Annotated in this window: 27 protein-coding genes and 2 pseudogenes; 16 read left to right on the top strand and 13 right to left on the bottom strand. The window is 70.0% G+C overall.

From position 1 onward, the window contains the following. Positions 1-320 (top strand): annotated as a pseudogene (locus ACWGI8_RS14190) (hypothetical protein); the annotation flags it as partial. 276 nt (positions 321-596) lie between these two features. On the opposite strand, the gene ACWGI8_RS14185 reads toward ACWGI8_RS14190, so the two are convergent. Then, positions 597-1,874: an ABC transporter substrate-binding protein gene (locus tag ACWGI8_RS14185; RefSeq protein ID WP_453660789.1), complete on the bottom strand. Its 1,278-nt coding sequence runs from the start codon at positions 1,872-1,874 to the stop codon at positions 597-599. A gap of 224 nt (positions 1,875-2,098) precedes the next feature. On the opposite strand from ACWGI8_RS14185, the gene ACWGI8_RS14180 reads away from it, so the two are divergent. Together ACWGI8_RS14180 and purU are read left to right on the top strand one after the other, a co-directional pair. Continuing rightward, on the top strand, positions 2,099-2,545 hold the full coding sequence (locus tag ACWGI8_RS14180; RefSeq protein ID WP_453660796.1) for an SCO4402 family protein: 447 nt from the start codon (positions 2,099-2,101) through the stop codon (positions 2,543-2,545). A 46-nt stretch (positions 2,546-2,591) separates the two neighbouring features. After that, positions 2,592-3,443: a formyltetrahydrofolate deformylase gene (gene purU, locus ACWGI8_RS14175; protein WP_453660787.1), complete on the top strand. Its 852-nt coding sequence runs from the start codon at positions 2,592-2,594 to the stop codon at positions 3,441-3,443. An 89-nt stretch (positions 3,444-3,532) separates the two neighbouring features. Here purU and ACWGI8_RS14170 read toward each other — a convergent pair whose 3' ends face one another. Beyond that, a complete protein-coding gene (locus ACWGI8_RS14170) occupies positions 3,533-4,777 on the bottom strand; it encodes a maleylpyruvate isomerase N-terminal domain-containing protein (RefSeq protein WP_453660786.1) in 1,245 nt (414 codons plus the stop codon). Further along, positions 4,774-5,355 (bottom strand): sigma-70 family RNA polymerase sigma factor, encoded by a 582-nt coding sequence (locus ACWGI8_RS14165; RefSeq protein WP_453660785.1) that lies wholly within the window; start codon positions 5,353-5,355, stop codon positions 4,774-4,776. The genes ACWGI8_RS14170 and ACWGI8_RS14165 overlap by 4 nt, the downstream gene beginning before the upstream one ends. 212 nt (positions 5,356-5,567) lie before the next feature. On the opposite strand from ACWGI8_RS14165, the gene ACWGI8_RS14160 reads away from it, so the two are divergent. Then, positions 5,568-5,942 carry an STAS domain-containing protein gene (locus tag ACWGI8_RS14160; protein WP_453660783.1) on the top strand — a complete coding sequence of 125 codons (375 nt, stop codon included), beginning with the start codon at positions 5,568-5,570 and terminating at the stop codon, positions 5,940-5,942. Between the two features lie 38 nt (positions 5,943-5,980). Beyond that, positions 5,981-6,502 (top strand): EF-hand domain-containing protein, encoded by a 522-nt coding sequence (locus ACWGI8_RS14155; RefSeq protein WP_453660781.1) that lies wholly within the window; start codon positions 5,981-5,983, stop codon positions 6,500-6,502. A gap of 188 nt (positions 6,503-6,690) precedes the next feature. Here ACWGI8_RS14155 and ACWGI8_RS14150 read toward each other — a convergent pair whose 3' ends face one another. Both ACWGI8_RS14150 and ACWGI8_RS14145 read right to left on the bottom strand, forming a co-directional pair. Beyond that, a complete protein-coding gene (locus ACWGI8_RS14150; protein ID WP_453660794.1) occupies positions 6,691-7,113 on the bottom strand; it encodes a TOBE domain-containing protein in 423 nt (140 codons plus the stop codon). 11 nt (positions 7,114-7,124) lie between these two features. Further along, positions 7,125-8,702 carry a class I adenylate-forming enzyme family protein gene (locus ACWGI8_RS14145; protein ID WP_453660780.1) on the bottom strand — a complete coding sequence of 526 codons (1,578 nt, stop codon included), beginning with the start codon at positions 8,700-8,702 and terminating at the stop codon, positions 7,125-7,127. 140 nt (positions 8,703-8,842) lie between these two features. On the opposite strand from ACWGI8_RS14145, the gene ACWGI8_RS14140 reads away from it, so the two are divergent. The 4 genes from ACWGI8_RS14140 to ACWGI8_RS14125 all read left to right on the top strand — a co-directional run bounded on the left by ACWGI8_RS14140 (position 8,843) and on the right by ACWGI8_RS14125 (position 12,953). Beyond that, the gene (locus ACWGI8_RS14140; RefSeq protein WP_453660779.1) at positions 8,843-10,036 is read left to right on the top strand and encodes an amidohydrolase family protein; all 1,194 of its coding nucleotides are present in this window, start codon (positions 8,843-8,845) and stop codon (positions 10,034-10,036) included. After that, the gene (locus ACWGI8_RS14135) at positions 10,036-11,169 is read left to right on the top strand and encodes an acyl-CoA dehydrogenase family protein (RefSeq protein ID WP_453660777.1); all 1,134 of its coding nucleotides are present in this window, start codon (positions 10,036-10,038) and stop codon (positions 11,167-11,169) included. The genes ACWGI8_RS14140 and ACWGI8_RS14135 overlap by 1 nt, the downstream gene beginning before the upstream one ends. Before the next feature lie 6 nt (positions 11,170-11,175). Then, positions 11,176-12,081: an acyl-CoA dehydrogenase family protein gene (locus ACWGI8_RS14130; RefSeq protein WP_453660775.1), complete on the top strand. Its 906-nt coding sequence runs from the start codon at positions 11,176-11,178 to the stop codon at positions 12,079-12,081. A gap of 386 nt (positions 12,082-12,467) precedes the next feature. Further along, positions 12,468-12,953 (top strand): ATP-binding protein, encoded by a 486-nt coding sequence (locus tag ACWGI8_RS14125; protein WP_453660774.1) that lies wholly within the window; start codon positions 12,468-12,470, stop codon positions 12,951-12,953. Between the two features lie 198 nt (positions 12,954-13,151). Here the strand turns inward: ACWGI8_RS14125 and ACWGI8_RS14120 are convergent, their stop codons facing one another. Beyond that, positions 13,152-14,096 carry a cyclase family protein gene (locus ACWGI8_RS14120; protein WP_453660772.1) on the bottom strand — a complete coding sequence of 315 codons (945 nt, stop codon included), beginning with the start codon at positions 14,094-14,096 and terminating at the stop codon, positions 13,152-13,154. A 99-nt stretch (positions 14,097-14,195) separates the two neighbouring features. On the opposite strand from ACWGI8_RS14120, the gene ACWGI8_RS14115 reads away from it, so the two are divergent. The 3 genes from ACWGI8_RS14115 to ACWGI8_RS14105 all read left to right on the top strand — a co-directional run bounded on the left by ACWGI8_RS14115 (position 14,196) and on the right by ACWGI8_RS14105 (position 17,412). After that, positions 14,196-15,107: an SDR family NAD(P)-dependent oxidoreductase gene (locus ACWGI8_RS14115; RefSeq protein WP_453660770.1), complete on the top strand. Its 912-nt coding sequence runs from the start codon at positions 14,196-14,198 to the stop codon at positions 15,105-15,107. Positions 15,108-15,187: 80 nt separating this feature from the next. Continuing rightward, entirely contained in the window at positions 15,188-16,363 is a 1,176-nt protein-coding gene (locus ACWGI8_RS14110) for an acyl-CoA dehydrogenase family protein (protein WP_453660769.1), read from the top strand. Further along, complete coding sequence (locus ACWGI8_RS14105) at positions 16,360-17,412, top strand: Zn-dependent alcohol dehydrogenase (RefSeq protein ID WP_453660767.1); 1,053 nt, start codon at positions 16,360-16,362, stop codon at positions 17,410-17,412. Before ACWGI8_RS14110 ends, ACWGI8_RS14105 begins: the two co-directional genes overlap by 4 nt. A gap of 165 nt (positions 17,413-17,577) precedes the next feature. Here the strand turns inward: ACWGI8_RS14105 and ACWGI8_RS14100 are convergent, their stop codons facing one another. From ACWGI8_RS14100 to ACWGI8_RS14090, 3 genes are all read right to left on the bottom strand, one after another. Next, positions 17,578-18,759 carry a methyltransferase domain-containing protein gene (locus tag ACWGI8_RS14100; RefSeq protein ID WP_453660765.1) on the bottom strand — a complete coding sequence of 394 codons (1,182 nt, stop codon included), beginning with the start codon at positions 18,757-18,759 and terminating at the stop codon, positions 17,578-17,580. A gap of 13 nt (positions 18,760-18,772) precedes the next feature. Continuing rightward, positions 18,773-18,901, bottom strand: a complete 129-nt coding sequence (locus ACWGI8_RS14095; protein ID WP_453660763.1) for a hypothetical protein — start codon at positions 18,899-18,901, stop codon at positions 18,773-18,775. 743 nt (positions 18,902-19,644) lie between these two features. Next, positions 19,645-19,908, bottom strand: a complete 264-nt coding sequence (locus ACWGI8_RS14090; protein WP_453660762.1) for a hypothetical protein — start codon at positions 19,906-19,908, stop codon at positions 19,645-19,647. A 129-nt stretch (positions 19,909-20,037) separates the two neighbouring features. Between ACWGI8_RS14090 and ACWGI8_RS14085 the strand changes: the two genes are divergently transcribed. The 3 genes and pseudogenes from ACWGI8_RS14085 to ACWGI8_RS14075 all read left to right on the top strand — a co-directional run. Next, complete coding sequence (locus tag ACWGI8_RS14085; RefSeq protein WP_453660792.1) at positions 20,038-20,757, top strand: XRE family transcriptional regulator; 720 nt, start codon at positions 20,038-20,040, stop codon at positions 20,755-20,757. 2 nt (positions 20,758-20,759) lie between these two features. Beyond that, positions 20,760-21,230 (top strand): NUDIX domain-containing protein, encoded by a 471-nt coding sequence (locus tag ACWGI8_RS14080; protein WP_453660790.1) that lies wholly within the window; start codon positions 20,760-20,762, stop codon positions 21,228-21,230. Between the two features lie 43 nt (positions 21,231-21,273). After that, positions 21,274-21,498: pseudogene (locus ACWGI8_RS14075) on the top strand (XRE family transcriptional regulator); the annotation flags it as partial. Between the two features lie 73 nt (positions 21,499-21,571). Here the strand turns inward: ACWGI8_RS14075 and ACWGI8_RS14070 are convergent. From ACWGI8_RS14070 to ACWGI8_RS14055, 4 genes are all read right to left on the bottom strand, one after another. Then, on the bottom strand, positions 21,572-21,934 hold the full coding sequence (locus ACWGI8_RS14070) for a hypothetical protein (RefSeq protein ID WP_453660760.1): 363 nt from the start codon (positions 21,932-21,934) through the stop codon (positions 21,572-21,574). A 21-nt stretch (positions 21,935-21,955) separates the two neighbouring features. After that, positions 21,956-22,318: a hypothetical protein gene (locus tag ACWGI8_RS14065; RefSeq protein WP_453660758.1), complete on the bottom strand. Its 363-nt coding sequence runs from the start codon at positions 22,316-22,318 to the stop codon at positions 21,956-21,958. Between the two features lie 36 nt (positions 22,319-22,354). Then, a complete protein-coding gene (locus ACWGI8_RS14060; protein ID WP_453660757.1) occupies positions 22,355-22,729 on the bottom strand; it encodes a hypothetical protein in 375 nt (124 codons plus the stop codon). A gap of 64 nt (positions 22,730-22,793) precedes the next feature. Beyond that, positions 22,794-23,153 (bottom strand): hypothetical protein, encoded by a 360-nt coding sequence (locus ACWGI8_RS14055; RefSeq protein WP_453660755.1) that lies wholly within the window; start codon positions 23,151-23,153, stop codon positions 22,794-22,796. A 348-nt stretch (positions 23,154-23,501) separates the two neighbouring features. Between ACWGI8_RS14055 and ACWGI8_RS14050 the strand changes: the two genes are divergently transcribed. Then, on the top strand, positions 23,502-24,644 hold the full coding sequence (locus ACWGI8_RS14050; protein WP_453660753.1) for a hypothetical protein: 1,143 nt from the start codon (positions 23,502-23,504) through the stop codon (positions 24,642-24,644). The last annotated feature ends 47 nt before the right edge of the window (positions 24,645-24,691 follow it).

The raw sequence follows: 24,691 nt of genomic DNA, 5'->3' as shown, positions 1-24,691 counted from the left end.
CGGCGGAGCAGCGCCGCGGGCTGGTGACCCGCCTGGACGGCCTGACCGTGGACAAGCTGCCGGACAACGAGGCGCTCACTGCTGCCCTGAAGAAGGCGTGGGAGGCGTCCGCATCGGCGGACGACCACTACGCGGAGTGGGCGGGCCAGGTGAAGGAGAAGAAGGGCTGCCACGACGGCAAGGCCCGCAACACGCGCCAGACGGCCCAGGCGAACAAGGCGAGCGGCGAGGCGACGGCGGCGAAGCGAGAGGCGTCCGGCCTCTGGAACAAGATCGCGACGAAGTACGGGTTGACGGAGCGCGGGGCGACGCAGCTCTAGGTCGTGTCTTCGAAGTCCCGTCCGCCCGGCGACGCCTGGCACGTCATCCCCCGTAGCCCTTCGGGTACGGGCGGTGCCCCCAGCACCGGACGCCGCCGGGCCCGCCCTCCGGGCGGACGACGCTACTTCGAAGACACTCCCCGGGCCGAGGGCCCAGCCGTCCCCGGGCCGTCGTCGTTCGTCCGCGGGCCGGTGCGTGGTTCGTGCCCACCGTTCCTCCCCCCAGGACTCCGTCCCGGGGGACCCCATACGAAGCGACTGCCCGTGAAGCAGGGGCTATGTCGTGCGGGCGTCGCGCATCGTGGGGCCCACGTCCACGAAGCCGGGCTTCTGGTCGACCAGGCGGCCGTCGCGGACGACCTGGAAGGTCACGGTGTGGTTGATGACGCGGGGGTAGCCGATGGTGCCGAGCATGTCCTCGAAGCGCCAGCGGAGCGGGGGCGTGAGGCCGCCGGTGTCGACGCGGACGCCGCCGTCGAGGGCGTGCGAGATCGCGCCGGCGGTGATCGTCTTGCGGTCGAGCGACTCGACGACCTTCTTCAGCACGGTGTAGGCGATCCACGTGGTCTGCACACCCGCGTCGGCCGGGTCGATCCGGTCGTCGCCGAAGGCGTGGTCCCGGATCACCTGCCGCATCGTGCCCCAGCGGGCGTCACCGGCGTCCGGGTACCAGCCGGTCATGTACGCGCCCTCGAAGGGTCCGTTCGCCCCGCCCGTACGGTCGATGAGCGGCTGGCCCACGGAGGTCAGCACGGAGGAGATCCGTACCTCCCGGTCGTCCTCCGGCAGTCGCCGGAAGGAGTCGAAGAAGTTCGAGGTGCGCTCACCGAGCACCGCGGTGACGCAGCCCTTCTTCTTGCCGGCCTTGTCTCGCGCCTGCTCGGCCTGGTCCAGGTACTCGGTGGCGTCCTCGGCCGCCTTGATGTCGACGGACGGCTCGCGGTCGCCCCCGGACAGCCCGGCGTTGAGCAGCACCGGCAGGTCGTCGCCCGGGATCGTGTCCGGCCGCACCAGGGAGACCTTCCGGCAGCTGTCCGCCAGCTGCAGGCCGTTGCCGGCGAGCAGCGCGGCCTGGCCGCCGTTGACCGGGTAGGAGAGGTAGCTGGTGAACTCCTCGTCGGAGAGCCCGTAGCCGCCGATGTACGGAATGCCCGCGGCCTCCAGAGGCGCCATGTAGGCCCGGCCGTTCTGGCTGTACGAGCCGACGACCGCGACCACATCCTCTTCGGCCGCCCGCCGGGCGCAGGCGGCGGCGCCTGCGGTCGTGTTGTGCTCGTTGCAGGTGAGGACGCGCAGCTCGTGGCCGTCGATACCGCCGTTCTCGTTGACGTACTTGGCGTAGGCCTGCGCCATGGCCGGCATACCCGGCATATTGGTTGCCCGGGTCTCGTCGGGGGCGAAGGTCATGACCGTGATCGGATCTCTGGAGTCGCCCGAGCCCCCGGGCAGTACTCCGCAGCCGGTGAGCGACGCCCCGACCGCCGCCACACACGCGGCGAGTGCTGTCGCGGTCCAGTAGGGGCGGGGGGAGGAGGGGCGTCGCCGACTGGTCATGACCCTGCACATTTCCGCCTCAGGGGTAACGCAGGAGTGGTGATGGTTCAACGACGAGTGACTGCAAGGTGAATTCCAGGGGGCGGAGTTCGCCCAAATGTGGGGAACGTACGATCGATGGCGTGCAAGCTTCGGTGCTGACCCTCGTGGCGGAGCTCGCAAGGACCGAGCTCACGAGGTGAACGTCAATGAACTCTTCCCGTCGCGGCCGTCGCTCCTCCACCATGGGCGACATGCCGCTCAATGACATGCCCTGGTGGCGCTGGCGCAGCAATGTGCGCTCGGCGCTGCACATGCTCTCCGACCCCGTCTTCCACCAGGAAACCTGGCTGGCAGGCCACGAGGGGTACGGCGATGTCACCGACGCCGTGTACCGGCTGGTCGAGGACACCTGGCTGGACAACTGGTCCGCCGAGAAGTACGTCGGGACGATCTTCCGGGATTCGGGTGAGGCCGCGCTCGTGGACGTGGCCGTGCTGCGGGTGCTGCGGATCATGCACCAGGTGGGCCCGGATGCTCCCGTGTCGGCGTACATGGAGCACCACGGCTGGCCGGAGGCCGTACGGGCGGCGCGCGACGCGCACGTACGGCTGGCGACGAGCGACGGGGACGACCCGGACGCGCCGCCGCGCTCCCTGGAGGTCCTGCGCATCATGACCCGGTCCGCCTGACGGACGCGAGGCCTTCGGCGTCCGTGGGGTGTGGCAGTCTACGAGGATGACCGACCAGTACGTCCTCACGCTCTCCTGCCCGGACAAACAGGGCATTGTGCACGCCGTCTCCAGCTATCTCTTCATCACCGGCTGCAACATCGAGGACAGCCAGCAGTTCGGAGACCGCGACACGGGTCTGTTCTTCATGCGGGTGCACTTCTCTGCGGAGGCGCCGGTGACCGTCGACAAGCTGCGGGCCAGCTTCGCCGCCGTCGGGGACTCGTTCTCGATGGACTGGCAGATCCACCGCGCCGAGGAGCGCATGCGGGTCGTGCTGATGGTCAGCAAGTTCGGTCACTGTCTGAACGACCTGCTGTTCCGGTCGAGGATCGGCGCGCTGCCGGTGGACATCGCGGCGGTCGTCTCCAACCACACGGATTTCGCCGAGCTCGTCGCCTCGTACGACATTCCCTTCCGCCACATTCCGGTGACGAAGGACAACAAGGCGGAGGCGGAGGCGGAGCTGCTCGCGCTGGTGCGCGAGGAGAACGTGGAACTGGTGGTGCTCGCGCGCTATATGCAGGTGCTGTCGGACGACCTCTGCAAGCAGCTGAGCGGCAAGATCATCAACATTCACCATTCCTTCCTGCCGAGCTTCAAGGGCGCGAAGCCGTACCACCAGGCGCACGAGCGGGGTGTGAAGCTGATCGGTGCGACGGCGCACTATGTGACGGCCGACCTCGACGAGGGCCCGATCATCGAGCAGGAGGTCGAGCGGGTGGGCCACGAGGTCACCCCCGAGCAGCTGGTGGCGGTCGGCCGCGATGTGGAGTGCCAGGCGCTGGCGCGTGCGGTGAAGTGGCACGCGGAGCACAGGATCCTCCTGAACGGCCGCCGCACGGTCGTCTTCGCGTAGGGGCCGCGCCCCCTGTGGACCCCGCCGGGATGCGGCGGGATGCGGCGGGAGGTGCGTCTGGCCTCCCGTATGCGTTGGAACCGTATGCGTCAGAGGCGGGACAGGGACGCCGCCGCGAAGAGGACGTCGCGGATGGCCTCGCGGTCGCCGTCCTGGCCGGCGGCCGCCTCGTGGGGTGAGACGTGACCGGCGACGAGTTGGCAGAATTCGACGCCGTCGAGGGCGACTTGGGCCACGGTGTGGTCGGGGTCGCCGATGGCGGCGGGCGAGTCCAGGGCGATGTACCAGTGGCCGCCGCCCGCACCCTCGACCTCCAGGTGCAGGGTGCGGCCGGGTGAGCCGGCCGTGACGAGACGGCGGGGCGGGGCCGCGAGGCCCGCGCGGCGGCGGGCGGCGAGGGCCGCGGGGAGCAGCCGGGCCGCCAGGTCGATCATGTGGTGCAGGTGGGAGGCGCTGGGCGGCTCGTACGGGTAGGCCACCGCGTTGGCGATGTCGTCCGCGTGCACCCAGCACTCGAAGGCCCGGTCGAGCATCGAGTCCCGCAGCGGCAGCGCGAAGTCCCCGTACGAGACCGACAGCTCCGCAACCCCGCGCCCGGCGAACGACACGGTCCGCACGAGCGTGTGGCTCTGGCCGCGCCACGGCTCGCGCACCCTGCGTGTCGGCGGGAAGTGGGAGGAGCGCCAGTACTGCTCGGTGCGCTCGGACGGGGAGGGCGGCGCGTCGGGGCCGGCCGGGTCGTCGAGGCCGAGGGCCGAAGCGACCAGCCCGTCCACGGACATGAGGTGGCCGATCACACCGGCGACGGTCGTCTTGCGGCTCGCCGCCTCCTCGCCGTCGAACCATTTGAGCCGCACGGGCGCATGCCACTCCGAGTCGCCGATGTCCCGCAGCAGCGCGTCGAGCCGGGCGGTCTCCGCGTCGTACGGAGCGGCCCAGGCGGGCACGGGGATACGGGCCGGACGGCGGCCCAGACAGTTCTCCAGCACCCGGGAGCGCAGCAGCGGGTCCAGGTCCAGATCGCGGTCGGTGTGCAGCAGACCGACCGCGTCGCGCAGCCGCAGCGCCTCTTCCGCGCACGGCGCGCAGGAGGTGAGGTGGTCCTCCACGGCCGCCGTCTCCTCGGCGGAGCACGCGGACAGCGCCCATGCGCCCAGCAGCGACTTCAGGACGCCGTGGGGCATGGGCGGGGCGGACTCGGCCGGCGGTGAGGGCAGCACGGCCGGCGGCGAGAGGTCGTCCCCCGCCGCGCGCGGCCCCGGTATGCGCGGCGCCGCGTCCGGCGCGTCGTCCGGCTCTCTTGGGCCGCGGCCGCCGTCCGGTGGCCCGCTCACAGGCCGCGTCCGAATCCGGGCGGGGAGGAGCCCTCCAGCGGGCGCGTGTTCGCCGTGGACAGCAGTTGCAGACCCAGCCGCAGTCTGCGGCGGGCCTCGTCCTCGGTGACCCCGAGGTCGGCCGCGGTCTGCCGGTAGTCCCTGCGCTGGAAGTACGCCAGCTCCAGCGCGGCCCGCAGAGGAGCGGGCATCGACGTCACGATGTACTCGGCGCGGGCGGCGACCGAGGCGCGGCGGACCTTCTGCTCCAGCTCCTCCGCCGTGCCCTCGCCGCTCTCCTCGTGCGCCGCCCGCTCCTGCTCGCGCAGCCTGTGCACGGCCTGGCGGTGGGTGAGGCGGGCCATCCAGGAGCGCATCGAACCCTGCTTCGGGTCGTACGCGTCGGGGTTCTCCCACACGTACCCGAACACCTCCCGGGTGACGCGGTCCGCCGCGGCGTCGTCCTCCAGTACGCGATGGGCCTGGCTGTGCACGAGAGAGGCGAACCGGTCGTACAGCTCTCCGAGCGCGGCGGCCTCGCCCCGCGCGAGTCGCTGCTGCATCCTGCGGTCCCAGCGGGGTGGTGTGTCCTTTGCCATACGGCGCCCCCAACCATCGGCTGTCCCGGCCTGCCTGTCCCGTCGTTGTGTCGAATGTAGTGCGCGACGCCGGAAACGCACGCCTCATTGTGGCAAGTACGTGCCGGGGGAGCGGCGGGCTGATAGGGGGTTTCAGCCGGATGGAGCGGGGCAGCAGCGGCGGAAGGAGCCGCGACTTCCGGTTCGGGGCCGGTGTGACGGGAGGGCCTCGCGTGATGCTCAAGGTGGACCAGGCCGAGACGGGCGCATGGACCGTGCTGCACATACACGGCGAACTGGACCTCGTGAGCTCTCCCGTGGTCCGTCGGCGTGTTCATGACGCCGTGGCGATCGGCCGCCGCGATCTGGTGCTGGACCTCTCGGAGGTTCTCTTCTGCGACTCCAGCGGCGTGGGGGTCCTGATCGCGTCGCGGCGGCTGCTGCGCTCCTGCCGGGGCCGGCTGCGGCTGATACTCCCGGCCCGCGGCGCGGTCGACGGCTCGCATGTGAACCGGGTGCTGGCGGCCCTGGGGGTGCGCCGGCTGTTCGACGTGTACGAGGACGTGGCCGCCGCCACCGCCGACGAGGCGCGGCCGCTCTCCGCGTAACCTGCGCGCGAACCGCTCTGACGTCGTACGCTCCCCGCATGGACAGCGCAGAATACGAGCGCAAGATCGCCCACAGGTTCGCTGAGTTCGATCAGGACGGCAACGGCTACATCGACCGTGCGGACTTCAGCAAGGCGGCTGCAGCGCTCCTCGCCGAATTCGGTACGACCGCACGCTCCGACAAGGGGCAGGCCCTCTATTCGGGCGCGGAAGCCTTCTGGCAGGGCATGGCGGGCATCGCCGACGTGGACGGCGACCAGCGGGTCACGCGCCAGGAGTTCGTCACCGGCGCGGTGAAGCGGCTGCGCGACAACCCCCACCGCTTCGCCGAGATCGCCCGGCCCTTCCTCCACGCGGTGATCGCCATCGCCGACGAGGACGGCGCCGGGGTGACTCGGGACAGCACCGAGCGGGTGCTCCGGGTCCTCGGCGTCGAGCCGGACCGGTGCACGGCGGTCGCTGCCGCGCTGGACGCGGACGGCGACGGCAGGATCAGCGAGGAGCAGATCCTGGCGGCGTTCGCCGCGTACTACGTGACCGGGGAACCCGACACTCCGTGACGTCCGTGGGTGCCGGACGCCGGGGAGACCTGACGTCCGGCACTCCACCTGACGTCCGTCGGCGCCGGAGCGACGCGAAGCCCCTCGGACTGTGGAGTCGGACTGTGGAGTCGGACTGTGGAGTCGGACTGTGGAGTCGGACTGTGGAGTCGGACTGTGGAGTCGGACTGTGGAGCCGGACTGTGCAGTCAGGCGGTGGAGAGCGAGATCTCCGTCGCCTTGATGAGCGCGACCACCGGACTGCCTTCGGCCAGCCCCAGCTCGTCGGCCGCCTCCTTGGTGATCGCGGCGGTCACGGTCGAGCCGCCGTCGACCGCGACCTGCACGGTCGCCATGGCGGCGCCCGGGGTCACCGAGGTCACCATGCCGGGCAGCTGGTTGCGGATGCTCAGGCCCTCCACGCGAGCCGTCGCGAGAGCCACCTCGCTGGCCTTCACCAGCGCGCTCACCTTGCCGCCCGGGAAGATGCCCAGGTCGGCGACGGCGTCGGCGGTCACGGCCGCGGTGACTTCCTGGCCCCCGTCGAGGCGGATCTTGACCGTGGCCATCGCCGGTCCGGTGGAGACCGCGACCACGGTGCCGGGCAGTTGGTTGCGGATGCTGAGGCTCATAGTCGTGCCGTTCATGTCGGGGATGTCGCGTCCGCCCCAGTGAACCGCTCCCGCAGCTTGTACTTGAGCACCTTCCGCAGTGTGTCGTTGCGCGGCAGCGCGTCCACGACCTCCAACTGCTCGGGCAGCTTGTGCACGGACAGGCCCGCGTCGCGCAGATACGCCGTGACCTCGTCCAGGGTGAGCGGCGCCGCGCCCCCGGGCTGCTCGACCACCGCGCACACCCGCTCCCCGCGCTCCGCGTCCGGCAGGCCGATCACCGCCACGTCGCCGACACCCGGGTGCTCGTGGAGCAGGTCCTCGATCTCCTTGGCCGAGATGTTCTCGCCCTTGCGGATGATGATGTCCTTGAGGCGGCCGGCCAGGACGAGATGGCCGGACTCCGTGAGGTGTCCCAGATCCCCGGTGATCAGGAAGCCGTCGGCGTCGAAGACGGCCGCGGTCTGGTCCGGGTCCAGATAGCCCCGGCAGACCGCCTCGCCCCGCAGCCGCACCTCGCCGTCGACGATCCGTATCTCCATGCCCTCGGGTGGCCGCCCCTCCGTGGTGGCGAGGTTCTCCGGGGTGTCGTCCGGCGCGCCCATGGTGATCATCGGCACCTCGGTCATGCCGTAGCCGTGGGTGAGCTGCACGCCCATCTCCCGTACGACCGCGTGATAGAGCTCGGGCGGCTTCGCGGCGCCGCCGCCCGCCAGCAGCCGCAGGGTGGGGACGACCGGCTCCCCGGGCTGTTTGCGCTGTTCGGCCAGGAACATCGAGTAGAAGGCGGTCGAGCCGCCGGCCGTGGTGACGCCGTGCTTGCGGTAGGTGTCCAGCGCCTCTGGCAGTGCGAACTTCTCGAAGAGGACGGCGGGAAAGCCGTACAGCAGCAGCATCACCAGATAGTCCGCGCCGCCGATGTGGGCGAAGGGGAAGGCGATCGAGCCGACGTCGTCGGGCGTCATGTGCAGCGAGTGGGCCAGGCAGGAGCCGCCCGCGATCAGGGAACGGTCCGTGTGCAGCACGCCCTTGGGGTCGGAGGTGGTGCCGGACGTCCAGTAGATCCAGCGCACCGAGGTGCCTTCCCCGGAGCCTTCGGCCTGGGTGGGGGTCCCCCCGGCGTAGCCAGGGGGAGTACCCCCACCGGGCGGCGGGGGCAGTACGGAGGGGTCGCCCTCGGGCAGGTCGTCGTACGCCTCGAAGACGCCGCGCGCCCCGATCCGGTGCGCCATCTCCGTATATCCGAAGCCGCGCCACTCGCCCGGCACCGCGAAGAACTCAGCCCCGGACGTGCGCAGGGCGAAGCCGACCTCACGGTCCCGGTAGAAGGGGATCACCGGGGACTGCACGGCGCCGATCCGGGCGAGTGCCCCGGCCAGCAGGACCGTCTCGATGCGGGTGGGCAACTGCCAGGCCACGACGGTGCCGGGCCGTACGCCGAGCCCGTACAGCCCGGCGGCGACGCGCTCGCAGCGCGTCCGCAGCCCGCCGAAGGTGAGGCTCCGGTCGTCCTGGAGCAGGACGGTGCGGTCCGGGGTGAGCGCGGCGCGGCGGTCGATCAGCTCCCAGAGTGTGCGGGAGGCGCCCAGAGCGTGTGCGGTCTCGTTCATGGCCCCTCCGGCTCCGGCTGGAACTGACGGATAGTCAGATCGTGCGGAGAGCGTAAGGCCCGTCGCCTTGTCGGTCCAGGGGTGCGGGGCTAGCCTGCTATCTGACGACCCGTCAGAACAGCCGGACAACGGAGGGCCCGATGGAACGGGAACTGCCTCGGATCATCAGCGTCGACGACCATGTGATCGAGCCCGCGCATCTCTTCGAGACATGGCTGCCGGCGAAGTACCGGGACCGCGGGCCGCAGCCGCTCACCGCCGGGATCGGCGAGCTGGCGTACATCGGCGGCAAGTACCAGATCACGATGGACCCGGACGGGCCGCCGACCGACTGGTGGATCTACGAGGACCTGCAGTTCCCGTACAAGCGCAACATCGCCGCCGTCGGCTTCGACCGCGACGACATGACGCTGGAGGGGATCACCCGGGCCGAGATGCGGCGCGGCTGCTGGGACCCGGTCGAGCGGCTCAAGGACATGGACGTCAACCATGTCGAGGCCTCCCTCTGCTTCCCCACCTTCCCCCGCTTCTGCGGCCAGACCTTCGCCGAGGCCAAGGACAAGGAGGTCGCGCTGGCGTGCGTGCGCGCGTACAACGACTGGATGGTGGAGGAGTGGTGCGGCGACAGCGGCGGCCGACTGATCCCGCTCTGCCTCATCCCGCTCTGGGACATCGACCTGGCGGTCGCGGAGATCCGGCGGAACGCGGCGCGCGGGGTCAGGGCCGTGACGTTCTCCGAGATCCCGACGTATCTGGGGCTGCCGTCGATCCACTCCGGCTACTGGGACCCGTTCTTCGCGGTCTGCCAGGAGACCGGGACGGTCGTCAACATGCACATCGGGTCGTCCTCGCAGATGCCCGCCGCCTCGCCCGACGCGCCGCCCGCCGTCCAGGCGTCGCTGTCCTTCAACAACGCCATGGCGTCGATGATGGACTTCCTCTTCTCCGGGGTGCTGGTGAAGTTCCCGGCGCTCAAGCTCGCGTACAGCGAGGGGCAGATGGGCTGGATCCCGTACGCGCTCGAACGCGCCGACGACGTGTGGGAGGAACACCGGGCGTGGGGCGGAGTGCGCGATCTCGTCCCGGAGCCGCCGTCCACGTACTACTACCGGCAGATCTTCTGCTGCTTCTTCCGCGACAAGCACGGAGTCGCCTCGCTCGATGTGGTCGGGCGGGACAACGCCACGTTCGAGACGGACTATCCGCACGTCGACTCGACCTTCCCGCACACGAAGGAGGTCGCGCTCGACCATGTGAAGGGGCTCGACGACGAGACGGTCCACAAGCTGATGCGCGGCAACGCGATCCGGATGCTGGGCCTGGACCTGGACTGATGGACCTCGCTTACACGGAGGAGGAAGAGGCCTTCCGGGCGCGGCTGCGGGACTGGCTCGCGGTGGTGCTGCCCAAGCTGCCGCCGAAGCCCTCGCCGGAGGACTGGCCGGGGCGGCGGGCGTACGACGCGGGCTGGCAGCGGGCGCTGCACGACGCGGGCTACGGCGAACTGCACTGGGACGCCTCGCCCACCCAGCGGCTGATCTTCCTGGAGGAGACGGAGAAGGCCGGAGCACCGTACGTGGGCGCGAACTTCGTGGGGCTGCTGCACGCGGGGCCGACGATCGCCGCGGAGGGGAGCGAGGAGCAGCGGGCCCGCTGGCTGCCGCCGATCCTGCGCGGCGACGAGATCTGGTGCCAGGGGTTCAGCGAGCCGGACGCGGGGTCGGACCTGGCGTCGCTGCGGACCCGGGCGGTGCGCGACGGTGACGCCTATGTGGTGACGGGGTCGAAGATCTGGACCTCGCACGCGGAGGTGGCGGACTGGTGCGAACTGCTCGTCCGGACGGATCCGGATGCGCCGAAGCACCGCGGGATCTCATGGCTGGCGATGCCCATGGACGCGCCGGGCATCACCGTACGGCCGCTGCGGACACTCGCCGGGTCCACGGAGTTCGCGGAGGTCTTCCTGGACGAGGTGCGGGTGCCGGTGGCCAACCGGGTGGGGGAGGAGAACGACGGCTGGCGCGTCACCATGGTCACGCTGTCGTTCGAGCGGGGCACCGCCTTCGTCGGTGAGGTCGTCGCGTGCCGCCGCACCCTCGGCGAGCTGGCGCGCACGGCGCGCGAGAACGGCCGCTGGGACGACGCCGTGCTGCGGCGCCGGCTGGGCAGGCTGAACGCGGAGTTCGGCGCGCTGTGGCGGCTGACCCAGTGGAACGTCAGCGAGGCCACGCGGACCGGCGGGGTGCCGGGGACCGGCGGCTCCGTCTTCAAGCTCCGCTACTCGCACGCCCGCCAGGAGCTGTACGACGCGGCCGCCGAGGTCCTGGGCCCCGATGCGCTGGACCTGTCCCGGGACTGGACCCTGGACCGTCTCTCCTCGCTGTCGTACACGATCGCCGCCGGCACCTCCCAGATCCAGCAGAACATCGTCGCCGAGCGGATCCTCGGCCTGCCGAAGGAACGGTGACCGGCCGTGCACTTCCAACTGACCGACGACCAGCGCGCTTTGCGGGCAGGCGTACGGGAGCTGCTGGAGGCCCGCTTCGGCCGCGAGGCCCTGCGCGCCGCCGTGGACCGTTCCGTACCGGACCGTTCCGTACCGGACCGTTCCGTACCGGACCGTCCCGTACTGGACCGGGCGCTGTGGCGGGAGCTCGGGGACGCCGGCTTCTTCGCGCTGCGGCTGCCCGAGGCGGAGGGCGGCGTCGGGCTCGGACTGCCCGACGCGGCGCTGGCCTTCGAGGAGGCCGGGCGGGTGCTGCTGCCCGGCCCGTTGGTGGCCACGCATCTCGCGGCGGGCACGGTGCCGGGGGCGGCGACCGGGGAGACCGTGGTGGCCATGGCGGACGGCGCGCTCGTGACGTGGCTGCGGGAGGCCGACACGGTGGTCGGGGACACGGAAGGCGCCGTTTCCGTACGGTCCGTCGATCCGCTCACGCCGCTGCACCGGGTGCCGGCGGCGGCACGACAGCACCCGGAGGCCGCCCTCCTGACCGCCGCCGAGCAGCTGGGCTCCGCCGCCCGCACCACCGAGCTGGCCGTGCGATACGCGAAGGAGCGCGAGCAGTTCGGGCGGCCCATCGGAGGCTTCCAGGCGGTCAAACACCTCTGCGCACAGATGCTGGTACGCACCGAGCTCGCCCGTACCGCGGTCTACGCGGCCGCCGTGACCGCCGACCCCGTCGAGATCGCGGGCGCCAAGCTCCTCGCCGACGAGGCGGCCGTACGGGGCGCCCGTGACTGCCTCCAGGTGCACGGCGGCATGGGCTTCACCTGGGAGGCCGATGTGCATCTGCACCTCAAGCGGGCCTGGGTGCGCGCCGGACTGTGGCAGACGGCAGCCGAGTCCGAGGAGCTGCTGGCGGCCGCACTCCGATGAGTCACCGTGCGTCGATATCGGGTTGTGTCCTTCGAGGGGGTCGTCACGGCCCGGAGTCGGGGTTGCCCTCGGGTACGCTCCGTCGGGTGCGAGATGCGTGCTGTCCCGGGGACCGCGATAGGTGCGGCTCCGCCGTGTGGCTCCCGAACCTCCGGCCCGACACCAGGGTGGCCGCCGGAGAAGAATGCGCCGCTCGCACAGGGTGTTCGACTCCCCGCAGCGTGCGTCGCACAGTATGCACCACGCATACTCCTTCGCGCTGGAATATGCCCGAAGCGCTTGTTGCGGTGACTGTACGTCAACCATGCTGTCTCGCAAGGAAATCACGTTCCGTGATGGCTGTGAGGCGCGAGGCGATGTGTCCGCCGGTTCGGATGGTGTGAGCGGTGCAGGTGCTTCAGGTTCAGTTGGAGGTCGGGCCGGATCCCGCGGAGGTGGGACGGGCCCGCAGGTGGGCCCGTTCGCGGCTCGCGGGGTCCGGGATAGGGGACGACGAGCCGCTGGCCGAGACGCTGGTGCTGCTCATCTCCGAACTGGTCACCAATGCCGTGGTGCACACGGGCTGCCCGGCGGTGCTGCGGATGCTGTTCGGGTCGGGTGCGGCGGAGGCGGGCACGGTCCGGGTGGAGGTCGCCGACACCAGCGCCCGTCCGCCACGGCCGCGCCACGCGGAGGGCGACGACACCAACGGCCGCGGTCTCGAACTCGTCGACGGGCTCGCCGACCGCTGGGGCTGGCAGCCCGAAGGGGCCGGCAAGAGCATCTGGTGCGAGGTGGACCGGTCCGCGTCGCGGGGCACCGCGTGCCCGGTGGGCGTACCGCCGCTCCTGGTGGGTGAGCCGTCGTGCGCGGTCACGACGCGCACGGCCTGACGCGCTCCCGCCGGACACGCACCGCCTGACGCGCTCGAAAGGTCACCGGGTGGCGGGCCGCACCGTGCCGTGCTCGGCGCGCGCACGAGAGCCCCGCCACCCCGCTGCCCGGAGAAGCGCGACTGCCCGGAGAGCTGTCCGGAGAAGCAGGACTGCCCGGAGAGCTGCCCGGAGAACTGTCCGGAGAAGCGCGGCTGCTCAGAGAAGCGCGACGGGAGCGACCGGCGTTCCCGTGCCGCCCACGAACGGCTCGGGCGTCGCGGAGAGCAGGAAGGCGTACCGCTCCTCCTCCGCGCAGGCTGTGGACAACTCCTCCAGATTCCAGTTCTGCCCCTGCAGCATGCCCATCTCCACCAGATCCAGCGCGTGTACCGGCAGCCACAGGTTCTCGTTCTCCGGCGGGAAGATCTCGAAGGTCAGGGTGTCGTTCGCGACGGCGGCGACATCGCGGGCGTGGAACCACTCGGGTGTCCGGATGGACAGCCCTGGTGACGGATAGCCGTACCCGTGCTTGTCCCCGCTCAGATACACCTGCATCTGACCCGTCCGTACGAGCACGACGTCGCCGGCGCGCACCCGTACACCCCCGAACTCCTCGGCCTCCGCCAGGTCCTCGGGTGTGACGGCATGGCCGCCGGGCAGCCGGTCCACGCCCTTGGCGCGCGCCACATCGAGCAGCACGCCGCGCGAGACGAGCGTGCGGACCTTGTCGATGCCGCTGAAGCGGGCCCCTTCGTGGGCGGTGATGGTGTCGGCCAAGCGCCCGTTGTAGATCTTCCCCGAGTGCGAGACATGGGTCAGCGCGTCCCAGTGGGTGGCCGCCTGCAGCCCCATCGTCACGGCGTCGTCGCTGGTGGCGACGGTGCCGGGGCCGAACAGCTCCTGGTTGATCTGGACCATGGTGTGCAGCGGGTTCACCCGGCCCGGGATCATCCCGGTCTGCACCCCGTCCTGCTGGAGGGACAGCGCGAGCGGGATGCGGCGGCCGGTCCGTACTTCCGCGGCGGCCTGCCGCACCACCTCGTCCGTGATCAGGTTCAGCGTCCCGATCTCGTCGTCGGCGCCCCAACGCCCCCAGTTGTTGACGCGTTTCGCGATGTCGTGAAACTCAGGCGGCAGGGTCGGCATGGTCGGCAGTGACATCGGTCCTCCTGAGGTCCCGGGGCCCTGGGTCTTGTGCTCGGGTGTCTGACGGCCCATAAAATCTAACGGTCCGTCAGAAACCGCGGGAAGGGGCCGGACGTGGGGAACTTCTTGGCAGGCAAGGTCGTCGCCGTCACCGGCGCCGGGCGCGGCATCGGCCGCGCGGTCGCCCTCGCCTGCGCCGCCGAGGGAGCGAAGGTCGTCGTCAACGACTACGGCGTCTCGATCGAGGGCGGCGAGCCCGCGTCGGAGGTCGCCGAGGCCGTGGTCAAGGAGATCCAGGCGGCGGGAGGAGAGGCCGTCGCCGTCGCGGACGACATCTCGACGATGGCGGGCGGCCAGCGGATCGTCGATACGGCGCTGGCGCGGTACGGGCGTGTCGACGGAGCCGTGTGCGTCGCGGGCATCCTGCGCGAACGCATGCTGTTCAACATGTCGGAGGAGGAGTGGGACCCGGTCGTCGCCACCCACCTGAAGGGCACCTTCACCGTCTTCCGCGCGGCGTCGGCGGTCATGCGCAAGCAGGGCGGCGGGACGCTGATCGGCTTCACCAGCGGCAACCACCAGGGGTCGGTCGCGCAGGCCAACTACTCGGCGGCGAAGGGCGGAATCATCTCGCTCGTGCGCAGCGCGGCTCTCGGGCTGCACAAGTACGGGGTGACGGCGAACGCGGTCGCGCCCGTCGCCCGTACGCGCATGTCCGCGAACGTCCCCATGGAGCTCAAGGAGATCGGCGAGCCGGAGGACGTGGCGGCGCTCGTCGTCTATCTCCTCTCCGAGCGGGCACGCGCCGAGAAGATCACCGGGCAGGTCTACACGATCGCCGGACCCAAGATCGCGGTGTGGGCGCAGCCGCGCGAGTTGCGCGCCGGGTACGTGGAGGGGGCGTGGACGCCGGAGAAGATCGCGGACTTCCTGCCGGGGACGGTGGGGACGGACCCGATGCCGATGCTGGCACAGCTGGAGGAGATGGCGAGGGCGGCGGCGTCCAGGGAGCGGCCGAACGCGTAGGCGTGCGCGGTGGCCCACAAGGGGTGGGTGCGGGAAGGGGCGGGGTGGGGAATTCCCGCCCCCCACAAGAGGAGGCGTGCATGGACTTCGAGTTCGGACCGGAGGACCAGGCCTTCCGGCGGGACGCCCGCGCCTGGCTGGAGGCCCACCTCGTCGGTGAGTTCGCGGCCACCGCGGGCCGCGGCGGCCCCGGCAGCGAGCACGAGCGGGCCGCCACCCGCCTCGCCTGGGAGCAGGAACTCGGGCGGGACGGCTGGATCGGGCTCGGCTGGGACGCGGACCACGGCAACCGGCGGGCCACCCTCACCCAGCAGGTCGTATGGGCCGAGGAGTACGCCCGCGCCCGCGCCCCCGGCCGGGTCGGGCACATCGGCGAGAACCTGCTCGCGCCCACCCTGATCGCCTACGGCAGCAAGGAGCAGCAGGCCCGCTTCCTGCCGGGCATCGCGCGCGGCGAGGAGCTGTGGTGCCAGGGCTACAGCGAGCCCGGCGCCGGCTCGGACCTCGCGTCGCTCCGTACCGCTGCCGTGCGGGACGGCAACGGATACCGGGTGACCGGGCAGAAGATCTGGACCTCGCTCGCCCGGGAGGCCCACTGGTGCTTCGTGCTCGCCCGCACCGAGCCCGGCTCCGCCCGCCACCACGGGCTGTCGTTCCTGCTCGTGCCGATGGACCAGCCGGGCCGTGTCGACGTACGGCCCATCCGGCAGATGTCGGGGACCAGCGAGTTCAACGAGGTCTTCCTCGACGGAGCCGAGGCCGTCGAAGTGGTCGGCGGCGAGGGCAACGGCTGGCAGGTCGCGATGGGCCTGCTCGCGCTGGAACGGGGCGTCTCCACGCTCGTCCAGCAGATCGGCTTCGAGGAGGAGCTGGCCCGGATCGTACGGCTCGCGGTCGACAGCGGCGCCGTCACCGACCCGGTGCTCCGCGACCGCCTCGTACGCCAGTGGGCCGAACTGCGCACCATGAGGTGGAACGCCCTGCGCACACTGGGCCGTCCGGACGACCCCGGCGCGCCGAGCGTCGCCAAACTGCTGTGGGGCGGCTGGCACCAGCGGCTCGGCGAACTGGCCATGGCCGTACGGGGCGCGGCCGCCGCGGCCGGGCCGGGCGCGTGGTCGCCCGCGTACGAACTCGACGCACTGCAGCGGCTGTTCCTCTTCACCCGCGCCGACACGATCTACGGCGGCTCGGACGAGATCCAGCGGAACATCATCGCCGAGCGCGTGCTCGGCCTACCCAGGGAGCTGCGGTGAGAGGTGTCGTGTTCGACGGTGAGCGGGTCGAGGTGGTCGACGACCTGGAGATACGGGACCCGGGCCCGGGTGAGGTGCTGGTCGCCGTCGCCGCGGCCGGGCTGTGCCACAGCGATCTGTCGGTGATCGACGGGACGATCCCGTTCCCCGCGCCGGTGGTTCTCGGGCACGAGGGCGCGGGTGTCGTCGAGGCGGTCGGCCCGGGCGTCACCCATGTCGCGCCCGGCGACCACGTGTCGCTGTCGACGCTCGCCAACTGCGGGGCGTGCGCCGAGTGCGACCGGGGGCGGCCGACGATGTGCCGCAAGGCGATCGGGAGGCCGGGGCAGCCGTTCTCGCGGGCCGGGAAGCCGCTGTTCCAGTTCGCGTCCAACTCGGCGTTCGCGGAACGGACGCTGGTGAAGGCCGTCCAGGCGGTCAAGATCCCCGACAGCATTCCGCTCACGTCCGCCGCGCTGATCGGCTGCGGCGTCCTCACCGGTGTCGGGGCCGTACTCAACCGGGCGAAGGTCGCACCGGGGGACACCGTCGTCGTCATCGGAACCGGCGGCATCGGCCTCAATGTGCTGCAGGGCGCCCGGATCGCGGGCGCGCTCACGATCGTCGCGGTCGACGCGAGTCCGGCGAAGGAGGAGGCGGCACGGCTCTTCGGCGCGACGCACTTCCTCACGTCGGCGGACGGGGTACGGGAGATCCTCCCCGACGGCGCCGCGCACGTCTTCGAGTGCGTCGGCCACACCGGGCTGGTCCGGCAGGCGATCGACCTGCTCGACCGGCACGGTCAGGCCGTCCTGCTCGGCATGCCCGCCCCGACGGCGGAGGCGACGTTCCTCCCGGCGGCGATGTTCCTCGACAAGTCGATCCTGGGCTGCCGTTACGGCTCCTCGCGCCCGCAGCACGACATCGCCCTCTACGCGCGGCTGTACCAGGAGGGACGGCTGCTGCTCGACGAGCTGGTGACCGAGGTGTACCCGGTGGAGGACTTCGCGAAGGCGGCGGACGACGCGGAGCACGGGCGGGTGGCGCGGGGGGTGCTCACCTTCGGCTGAGCCAGGGGGCTTGCCCTCGGCTCAGCCGGGCGCTCGTATTCGGCCGGGACGCCGTGCCCGCGCCTCCTACCGGAGAGCCGGCCGTACGAACCAGGGCCTGTCCGGTGGATCTTGCTCGGCTCGGACGGCACCCCGGGACCGTCCACATCTCCGGCTGATGCGGGTTCAGCCCATGGTGGGCACGGGGTGGTCCGGGGAGTCGAGCCAGGCGGTGTGCCGGCCGTCATGAGTCACGGTCATCCCGAAGCGTTCCGGGTCGGGGCTGCCGACGTGGCGCCACCACCAATAGGCCGCCTCGACTTCGCTCCACAGCCGTCGCGGACCGTGCTCCCAGACGGTGAAGTGTTCGTTGTTCTGGCCGTCCCAGTCGACGGCCGCCCAGGACGTGGCGTCGGTGGTGGCGAGCCAGAGCCGGGAGGCGACGCCGTCGACGTCGGGGTTGTCGTGCCAGGTCCGCCAGACGTTGCGGAGCTGGAGCCCGATGGCGAACTGGGCCGCCCGGTCGTCTCCCGTCACCGCCCATGGCGACAGGCGCGTGACGGACTCGGCGGGCACGTGTTCATCCCGGACCACATCGCGGTAGATCCGCAGGTCCGTGCGCTGATTGCGCATGAGCATGAACGCCGAGTGCGGGGAGAACCAGCCGGACGCCAGGCCCGTCTCGTCTACCGTGAGGCGCAGCAGCCCGTAGCAGAACCAGGGCGTCTCCCACGGAGTCAGAATGAAGCCGCCGGGTTTCGTCTGCTCCACCCAGGCACGAGGTACCTGCCGGACCGAGCAGGTGGCGATGATCCGGTCGTACGGAGCCGCAGCCGTGTAGCCGGCTGCGCCGTCCCCGCCGATCACCTTCAGCTCCAGGTCCGCGTTCTTCAGAGCGAGCGCGGCGTTCGTGGTGAGGACCGGGTCCACCTCGATGGTGGTCACGTTCTGCGGCCCGAGGCGATGCGTGAGGAGTCCGGCGTTCCAGCCGGTTCCGGTGCCGATCTCCAGCACACGGTGACCGTCCTCGACTTCGAGCATGTCGAGCATGCGGAAGACGATGGACGGCGCCGAGGCCGAGGAGGAAGCCCAGCGGTCCCCGTCGCCGGGCTCCTTGCCGTCGTTGATCTGCGTCACCACGGGGCCGTCCGCGTACGCCGTGCGCAGCCAGCTCTCCGGCGCCGCACCGCGCGTGCATTCCGTCAAATCCTCGCCCAGCCAGATCTTCTGCGGCAGGAAGGCATGCCGGGGGACAGCCCAGAAAGCGCGCTCCCATTCCGGCGCGAGAGGCGAGGGGAGGGTTTCGTTGAGCGTGCCGAGCAGACCGCGCATGGCGATCTGCTCAGCCGCTCCGATGCTGTTCGTCATCGCTCTTCGCGCTCTACTTCCCGTGCTTCGGCGGCGACTTGGGCTGCGCGGTGTCGGGGGAGGGTTTCGACGTGCCCGGGTCCTTGCCGCCCGAGTGCTTCCCGTCGCCCCCGCCGCCGCCCTTGCCGGTTCCCCATCCCATGACTGCTCCTTTGTGGTTGTGGCTGTCAATACAGGTGGTGCAACCCGTCCCGGCCTCCCGTCACGCCCCATTACGGCCAGGAGACCGAGGACGGTAGATCATTCGGCAACCGCTGCCATGGCCAGGACCAGGCCGATGCCGGCGGCGATCACGAAGACGTACAGCGGACCGGCGAACCGGCACACAAAGCGGCATAAGCGCTTCACGCGCGCCCCCACACTGCGGCGGCCCGCTCCCAGTCCCGGTACACCCGCACGCGGCCCCCGACCGTGACAGGAGGAAGATCCGCGAAAGCCACCCGTCGGTGACGCTGCCCGGGACCCACGGCCCGCAAGTCGATGACCGGCCGCCCCACATGATCGCTGAACGGCACCCAGTCGCCGACGTGGATCTCATGAGGCATCACATCCATCGCCAGTGCCTTCACCGGCGGACGCGGCATGCTGTCGGCGATCCGAGGAGGGCGCCACGACGCGCTGGGCAGCGGAGCCGGAGGCACGATCCACGACCGCCTCACGACGCACCCGCCTCCTCCACCGGCGCAGGCCGCAAGGACCGGGCCGTCACGGTGCGCCGGCCGAGGCAACGGCGGCACTCGCACGCCGGGTACCTGAGCGGGTCAGCCAAAAGCACCACCGGATCACCCTCACGCACAGCCGACGACTGCACCCACGTCCGGCCCGAATCGCGGGACACGCGGATTGTCATCAACGTGCGCTGCTCCGCACCAAGGCTGCCGGTCCTCATCGCGCGTGCCCCTCGGCATGCGCCCGGATCTCCGCATTGGACGTTGCAATGAGCAACCCGTTACGCGCCGCCCGCGCCTTATCGCGCTGCTCGGCCAGGCACCCGCAGACATCACAGCCGTCGACCGGCCGCGCTTCCCGGGTGGGCAAAGGCAGCAGTGCATGGGTCCGGGCGATTCCCTCTGGCACGTTGACGCTCCTCAGCGGCGTGAACGACACCCCGGCAGTCCCTTCGCCGCAGGTGCTTTCCGCGATCATCACGCCGGTCAGCAGGACGGAGGAACCTCCCCATAACCCCACTTGAGGACGTCCTGCGTCGGGTAGAACGTCCCTAGTGCCATCCCAAGGATCAGGGGGAAACTCGTGCCGAACGAGAGATTACGTGCCGTCATGGCGGCTGGAGGCTGGACGTACGCCACCCTTGCCAAACAGGTCGACGTGGACCCCAAATCTGTTGAGCGATGGGTCAATCTCGGCCGTACGCCGCGCCGTGCCACAGCCTTGCAGGCGGCGGAAGCCCTAGGAGAAGACGTGCACGCACTATGGCCGGCGCTTCGGCAGGCCCGCGCCGCCCGCGCGATCAGCCCCGAGCTGGTTGCCCTCCACGAGCAGCGGGCGGACATCCCCGTGTCCGCGTTCGTGGACATGATGACGCAGGCCCGCGAGCGGATCGACGTGCTCGTGTACGCGGCCATTTTCCTGCAAGAGGCGTATCCCCGACTGAACGATCTGCTGCGCGAGCGAGCTGCCGAAGGCTGCGCTGTTCGTATCGCCGTCGGCGATGCCGAGAGCGAGAACGTCCAGGCACGCGGCCAGGAGGAGCGGTTCGGCCACGGCATCGAGTCCCGTTGCCGACTGGCCCTCATGCACTACCGACCCCTGATCGGCGTCCCTGGCATCGAGATACGGACCCACGGAACCACGCTCTACAACTCCCTGTACCGCGCTGATGATCAGCTGTTGGTCAACGCCCATGTCTGGGGAGTGAACGCGTACGGTGCCCCTGTGTGGCATCTCCGCCGCAACGGCGATGGCGGCATGTTCGACACATACGCCGACAGCTTCAACGCGGTGTGGGCGACGGCGAAGCCGGTACAGCAGGAAGGATGACCGTGGCGCGGACCGAGTACTACGACGATCCGAATGCGCCCAAGCCGAACAGCCTGGTCGTCGCGGCTTCGGCCGTCGTCACCGACGACCAGGGACGCATCCTGCTCCAGCGTCGACGGGACAACGACCTGTGGGCGCTGCCCGGAGGCGGCATGGAGCTCACGGATTCCCTGCCCGGAACGGCGGTCCGCGAGGTCAAGGAAGAGACCGGCCTGGACGTGGAGATCACCGGGCTGGTCGGCACGTACACCGACCCGAAGCACATCATCGCCTACACAGACGGCGAGGTTCGGCGACAGTTCAATGTCTGCTTCACCGCCTGCATCATCGGCGGCCAGCTCGCTATCTCCGAGGAGTCCACGGAGCTTCGGTTCGTGGGCCCGGAGGAGCTTGAGGAACTGCCGATGCACCACACGCAGCGGCTCAGGCTCCGTCACTTCCTGGAGCATCGCGGGCAGCCATATCTCGGCTGACTGTGACTGAACCGGACGGGCGCTGAGCGCGCGGCGGTGGTGCCGGCGCGTTTTCGACAAGGCCGGTTCCTACGAGCAGACCTCTGACCACGCCGTTCCGTGGTGGCGTATGAACGTCTTCCTGTCGCTGCTACTCGCCAGGTTCGGAGACGAGAAAGGCGCGGTCGAGGCGCAGGAGCAGGCCACCCGAGAGTTGCCCGAGACGCTGCCGCGGTTCGCCACCCACCTAGAGATGCACCGCGGACTCATGATCGCCCGATCCGGAGACCCGGCGGCGTAGCCGGCACGAGCACCACTGCAGGGGGCCTCGGACGAGAGCCCCCTGCAGCGGCTGCCGGCCTCTACTCGTTGAACCACTGCGAGTAGACGGTGGCGCCTCCGCCGTTCCACCAGAGCTGCATCTGGTATTCCCCGTTGCTGGGGACGTCGTAGCCCTTCTTGTCGCAGCCGGCGTCGCCGCCGTCGTCCACGGTCAGAAGGGTCTCGGCGTTCTTGCGGTAGAGCTGGCCCGTCACGCCCTGGCCGTCGGCCTTGGTGTCGCAGACCTGGAACATGTCACCGTCGTCGATGTAGGTCATCTTGCCGCGACCGTCGGGGTGGGTGATGACGATGTTCTGATCCGCCAGCGCGGGGGTGGCCGCGAGCGTGACGGCTGCGACGGCGCCGGCGCCGGCCAGGGCGATGCGAGTGAACTTCTTACTCATCAGGAGTGATCCTCGACCTTCTTATTCGTCGAACTTCTGCGAATAGACGGTGGGGCCACCGCCACTCCAGGAGAACTGCATCTGGTACCAGTCGAGCAGGCCGGGCGAGCTGCCGATGTTGTAGCCCTTCTTGTCGCAGCCGGCGTCGCCGCCGTCGTCGATGCTGAGGACGCGGGTGGTGTCGTTCACGACGACGCCCTCGACGCCGTAGCCGTCGGCCTTGGTGTCGCAGACCTGGAACATGTCGCCGTCATCGATGTACTTCATGTACCCGTGACTGTTGCTGATGGTGATGTCTCCCGCCTGGGCCGCGGTGGCGGTTCCAGCGAGAATGGCGACAGCGGCGGCACCGCCGACGGCCATGCGCTTCATTGCGATTCGCATCTTGCTCCTATTCTCCGAGAGAGGGGGTGACGGGGATTAATCCAGACCTTCCTTGAAGTGGTAGGAGTAGGTCCAGTCCCCGCCGCCATTCCAGACAAGGGCCATCTTGTAGACCTCGCCGGCCCCGTTGCCGACGTTGTAGCCCTTCTTGTCGCAGCCCGCGTCGCCGCCGTCGTCGACGGTGAGGACGGCTCGGTCCTCAGCGCCTATGGAGATCAGCTGGCCCTTCATTCCGTAGCCGTCGGCCTTGGTGTCGCACACCTGGAACATGTCACCGTCGTCGATGTACTTCATACTTCCGTGACTGTTGCTGATGGTGATGTCACCGGCGACGGCGGCCGCCGTCGAGAACGTGACGGCTGCGGCGACGGCGGAGCCGACCACCGCGGCACGCATGAGCTTCCTGCGCATTACAGATCTCGCATCCATGTCAGGCGTTCATCGAAATTCGGAGAGTGAAACCGTGCCGTGCGGGCTACTCGTTGAAGTAGCCGCTGTAGATCGTGCCGCCGCCACCGTCCCAGGCGAGGCCCATGCGAATGGAGTCCATGGTGCCGACGTTGTAGCCCTTCTTGTCGCAGCCCGCGTCACCACCGTCGTCCACGGTGAGCAGGGTCGAGTTCATGCTTTCGACGACGCCGATCATTCCGTGTCCGTCGGCCTTGGTGTCGCAGACCTGGAACATGTCACCGTCGTCGAAGTAGGTCATCTTCCCCTTGCCGTTGGGGTAGGTGAGATACCTGTCGGTGTCGGCGAGCGCGGGAGTTGCGGACAGAGCCAGCACGGCGGTCATGGTGGCGCCGGCCACCGCGATGCGCCGGAAATTCTTTGCCATTGATTCCTCGCATTCACTCGGGTCGACCCGACCATAGGACAGGCCCTGAGGCCGGTAAACTGAATTGAGGTTGTCCTGAGGTTCTCGGAAAATCACGCAGCGTGACCCGATTGCCGTTCTCCGGGGCCTCGTTGCACCCCAGAGATTCGCAGAATCGTCCGTAAGGGATGGAGTCGGGCGGTCCGCATCACTGTTCGTGACAGAGTTTGGCAGCATGCTGACAGCCCCCGGTGCACGCTGGCAGCCTCATGCCAACTCGGCTGCATTTACTGGGCTCCGACCCCGTTCTAGGATCGACAGATCCCGAAATTGAATCGCGTATTGCGTGATAGGCAGCGAAGGCATTTCATGGAACACACGGATGGTTTCCCCGATGAGGTCTCCACGTCCGGTGGCCGTCGTCGCAGGCGTGTGCTCACGACTCTCGCGGTGGCCACGGTCCTCGTCGCGGCCGGCGTCGGCGTCGCCATCAGCAAGGACGGCGGGCCGGAGGCCCGGGAAGTCTCGGCCCACCCCGACCAGTCGCCTCCCCAGGACCTGATCGCCGCCAAGAAGGTCGCCATGTCCGCCTACTTCACCGTGCAGAAGCTGCAGGGAGCCGACGGGAACGGTGTGGTCAGGTACGACTGGAACCTGCTGGACACCGAGAGCGGCGAGTACCGGAGGACGGACTGGTCGTGGCTTGACGTCGCTCCCGGCATGAAGACCGCCGCGGTGCTGCCGCGGGAGCTGCCGGCGAAGCGGATCGGCATCGTGGACCTGTCCACGGGTGACGTACAGCGCTGGATCAAGGTCCCGACGGGAGTCGGCGGCGTCCAGTTCTCGCCCGACGGGAAGAAGCTCCTCGCGACGTCCTACTCCCTCAACCCGGACGGCTTGTTCAAGGAGTCGTCGTACCACCTCAACAACAAGAAGGTGCCGGGGCCGAAGAGGAGTCGCTCGGGCTTCTACGTCATCGATGTCTCCTCCGGGAAGGCCGAGTTCACCGCGAAGCCGCAGAAGGACGATCCCCAGGCGTCCGTACTGGCCGGCGGGCGCGCCGACTTCCGCTGGGGCGGCGACGGCCGCACCGTGTGGGAGCCCGCGATGACCAAGACCGGGAAGGCCCGCTACCGTCTCGACGGCACACCCGCCCCCGCTCCGCAGCGGGAGCAGAAGGGCCTCCCCGCCTCCGGGCTGTCCCCGGACGGAAAGCTGGCGATGGGCACCTTCGTCGGCGACGACAAGAAGGTCGTCTCCGAGGTGCTCGACGCGAAGACGGGGAAGCGTGCGGCGGTCGTCCCCGGTCAGCAGCTGCTGGGGTGGGCGGACAACACGACTCTCGTCGCCTGGATGTGTGAGCCCAAGAACTGCAGCCCGGGCAAGGGGGAGTTCCGCAACCGGCTGGTGATCGTGAACCTCAAGGATCAGAAGGTCACCCCCCTGACGGGGTTCCGGGAGGCGTCTCTCACCTACCGGGGCCGGTGGAACCCGCTCTTCACCGAGCGCTGAGCACGCGGGCGGACGCCCATGGCACCAAGGCCCGGCCTCATCGGAGC

The organism is Streptomyces sp. NPDC054841 (genome assembly GCF_053611045.1).
The sequence above is the reverse complement of the archived record's forward strand: the minus strand, read 5'-3'. Positions and strand labels throughout refer to the sequence as shown.

Excerpts from the sequence above, each read along its gene's own strand:
- ACWGI8_RS14135 (WP_453660777.1), top strand. The coding sequence starts at position 10,036 with ATGGACCTCGCTTACACGGAGGAGGAAGAGGCCTTCCGGGCGCGGCTG.
- ACWGI8_RS14070 (WP_453660760.1), bottom strand. The coding sequence starts at position 21,934 with ATGAGTAAGAAGTTCACTCGCATCGCCCTGGCCGGCGCCGGCGCCGTC.
- ACWGI8_RS14120 (WP_453660772.1), bottom strand. The coding sequence starts at position 14,096 with ATGTCACTGCCGACCATGCCGACCCTGCCGCCTGAGTTTCACGACATC.
- ACWGI8_RS14150 (WP_453660794.1), bottom strand. The coding sequence starts at position 7,113 with ATGAGCCTCAGCATCCGCAACCAACTGCCCGGCACCGTGGTCGCGGTC.
- ACWGI8_RS14140 (WP_453660779.1), top strand. The coding sequence starts at position 8,843 with ATGGAACGGGAACTGCCTCGGATCATCAGCGTCGACGACCATGTGATC.
- ACWGI8_RS14055 (WP_453660755.1), bottom strand. The coding sequence starts at position 23,153 with ATGGCAAAGAATTTCCGGCGCATCGCGGTGGCCGGCGCCACCATGACC.
- ACWGI8_RS14185 (WP_453660789.1), bottom strand. The coding sequence starts at position 1,874 with ATGACCAGTCGGCGACGCCCCTCCTCCCCCCGCCCCTACTGGACCGCG.
- ACWGI8_RS14050 (WP_453660753.1), top strand. The coding sequence starts at position 23,502 with ATGGAACACACGGATGGTTTCCCCGATGAGGTCTCCACGTCCGGTGGC.
- ACWGI8_RS14100 (WP_453660765.1), bottom strand. The coding sequence starts at position 18,759 with ATGACGAACAGCATCGGAGCGGCTGAGCAGATCGCCATGCGCGGTCTG.
- ACWGI8_RS14095 (WP_453660763.1), bottom strand. The coding sequence starts at position 18,901 with ATGGGATGGGGAACCGGCAAGGGCGGCGGCGGGGGCGACGGGAAGCAC.
- ACWGI8_RS14085 (WP_453660792.1), top strand. The coding sequence starts at position 20,038 with ATGGCGGCTGGAGGCTGGACGTACGCCACCCTTGCCAAACAGGTCGAC.
- ACWGI8_RS14065 (WP_453660758.1), bottom strand. The coding sequence starts at position 22,318 with ATGCGAATCGCAATGAAGCGCATGGCCGTCGGCGGTGCCGCCGCTGTC.
- ACWGI8_RS14110 (WP_453660769.1), top strand. The coding sequence starts at position 15,188 with ATGGACTTCGAGTTCGGACCGGAGGACCAGGCCTTCCGGCGGGACGCC.
- ACWGI8_RS14060 (WP_453660757.1), bottom strand. The coding sequence starts at position 22,729 with ATGCGCAGGAAGCTCATGCGTGCCGCGGTGGTCGGCTCCGCCGTCGCC.
- ACWGI8_RS14180 (WP_453660796.1), top strand. The coding sequence starts at position 2,099 with ATGGGCGACATGCCGCTCAATGACATGCCCTGGTGGCGCTGGCGCAGC.
- ACWGI8_RS14145 (WP_453660780.1), bottom strand. The coding sequence starts at position 8,702 with ATGAACGAGACCGCACACGCTCTGGGCGCCTCCCGCACACTCTGGGAG.
- ACWGI8_RS14155 (WP_453660781.1), top strand. The coding sequence starts at position 5,981 with ATGGACAGCGCAGAATACGAGCGCAAGATCGCCCACAGGTTCGCTGAG.
- purU (WP_453660787.1), top strand. The coding sequence starts at position 2,592 with ATGACCGACCAGTACGTCCTCACGCTCTCCTGCCCGGACAAACAGGGC.
- ACWGI8_RS14165 (WP_453660785.1), bottom strand. The coding sequence starts at position 5,355 with ATGGCAAAGGACACACCACCCCGCTGGGACCGCAGGATGCAGCAGCGA.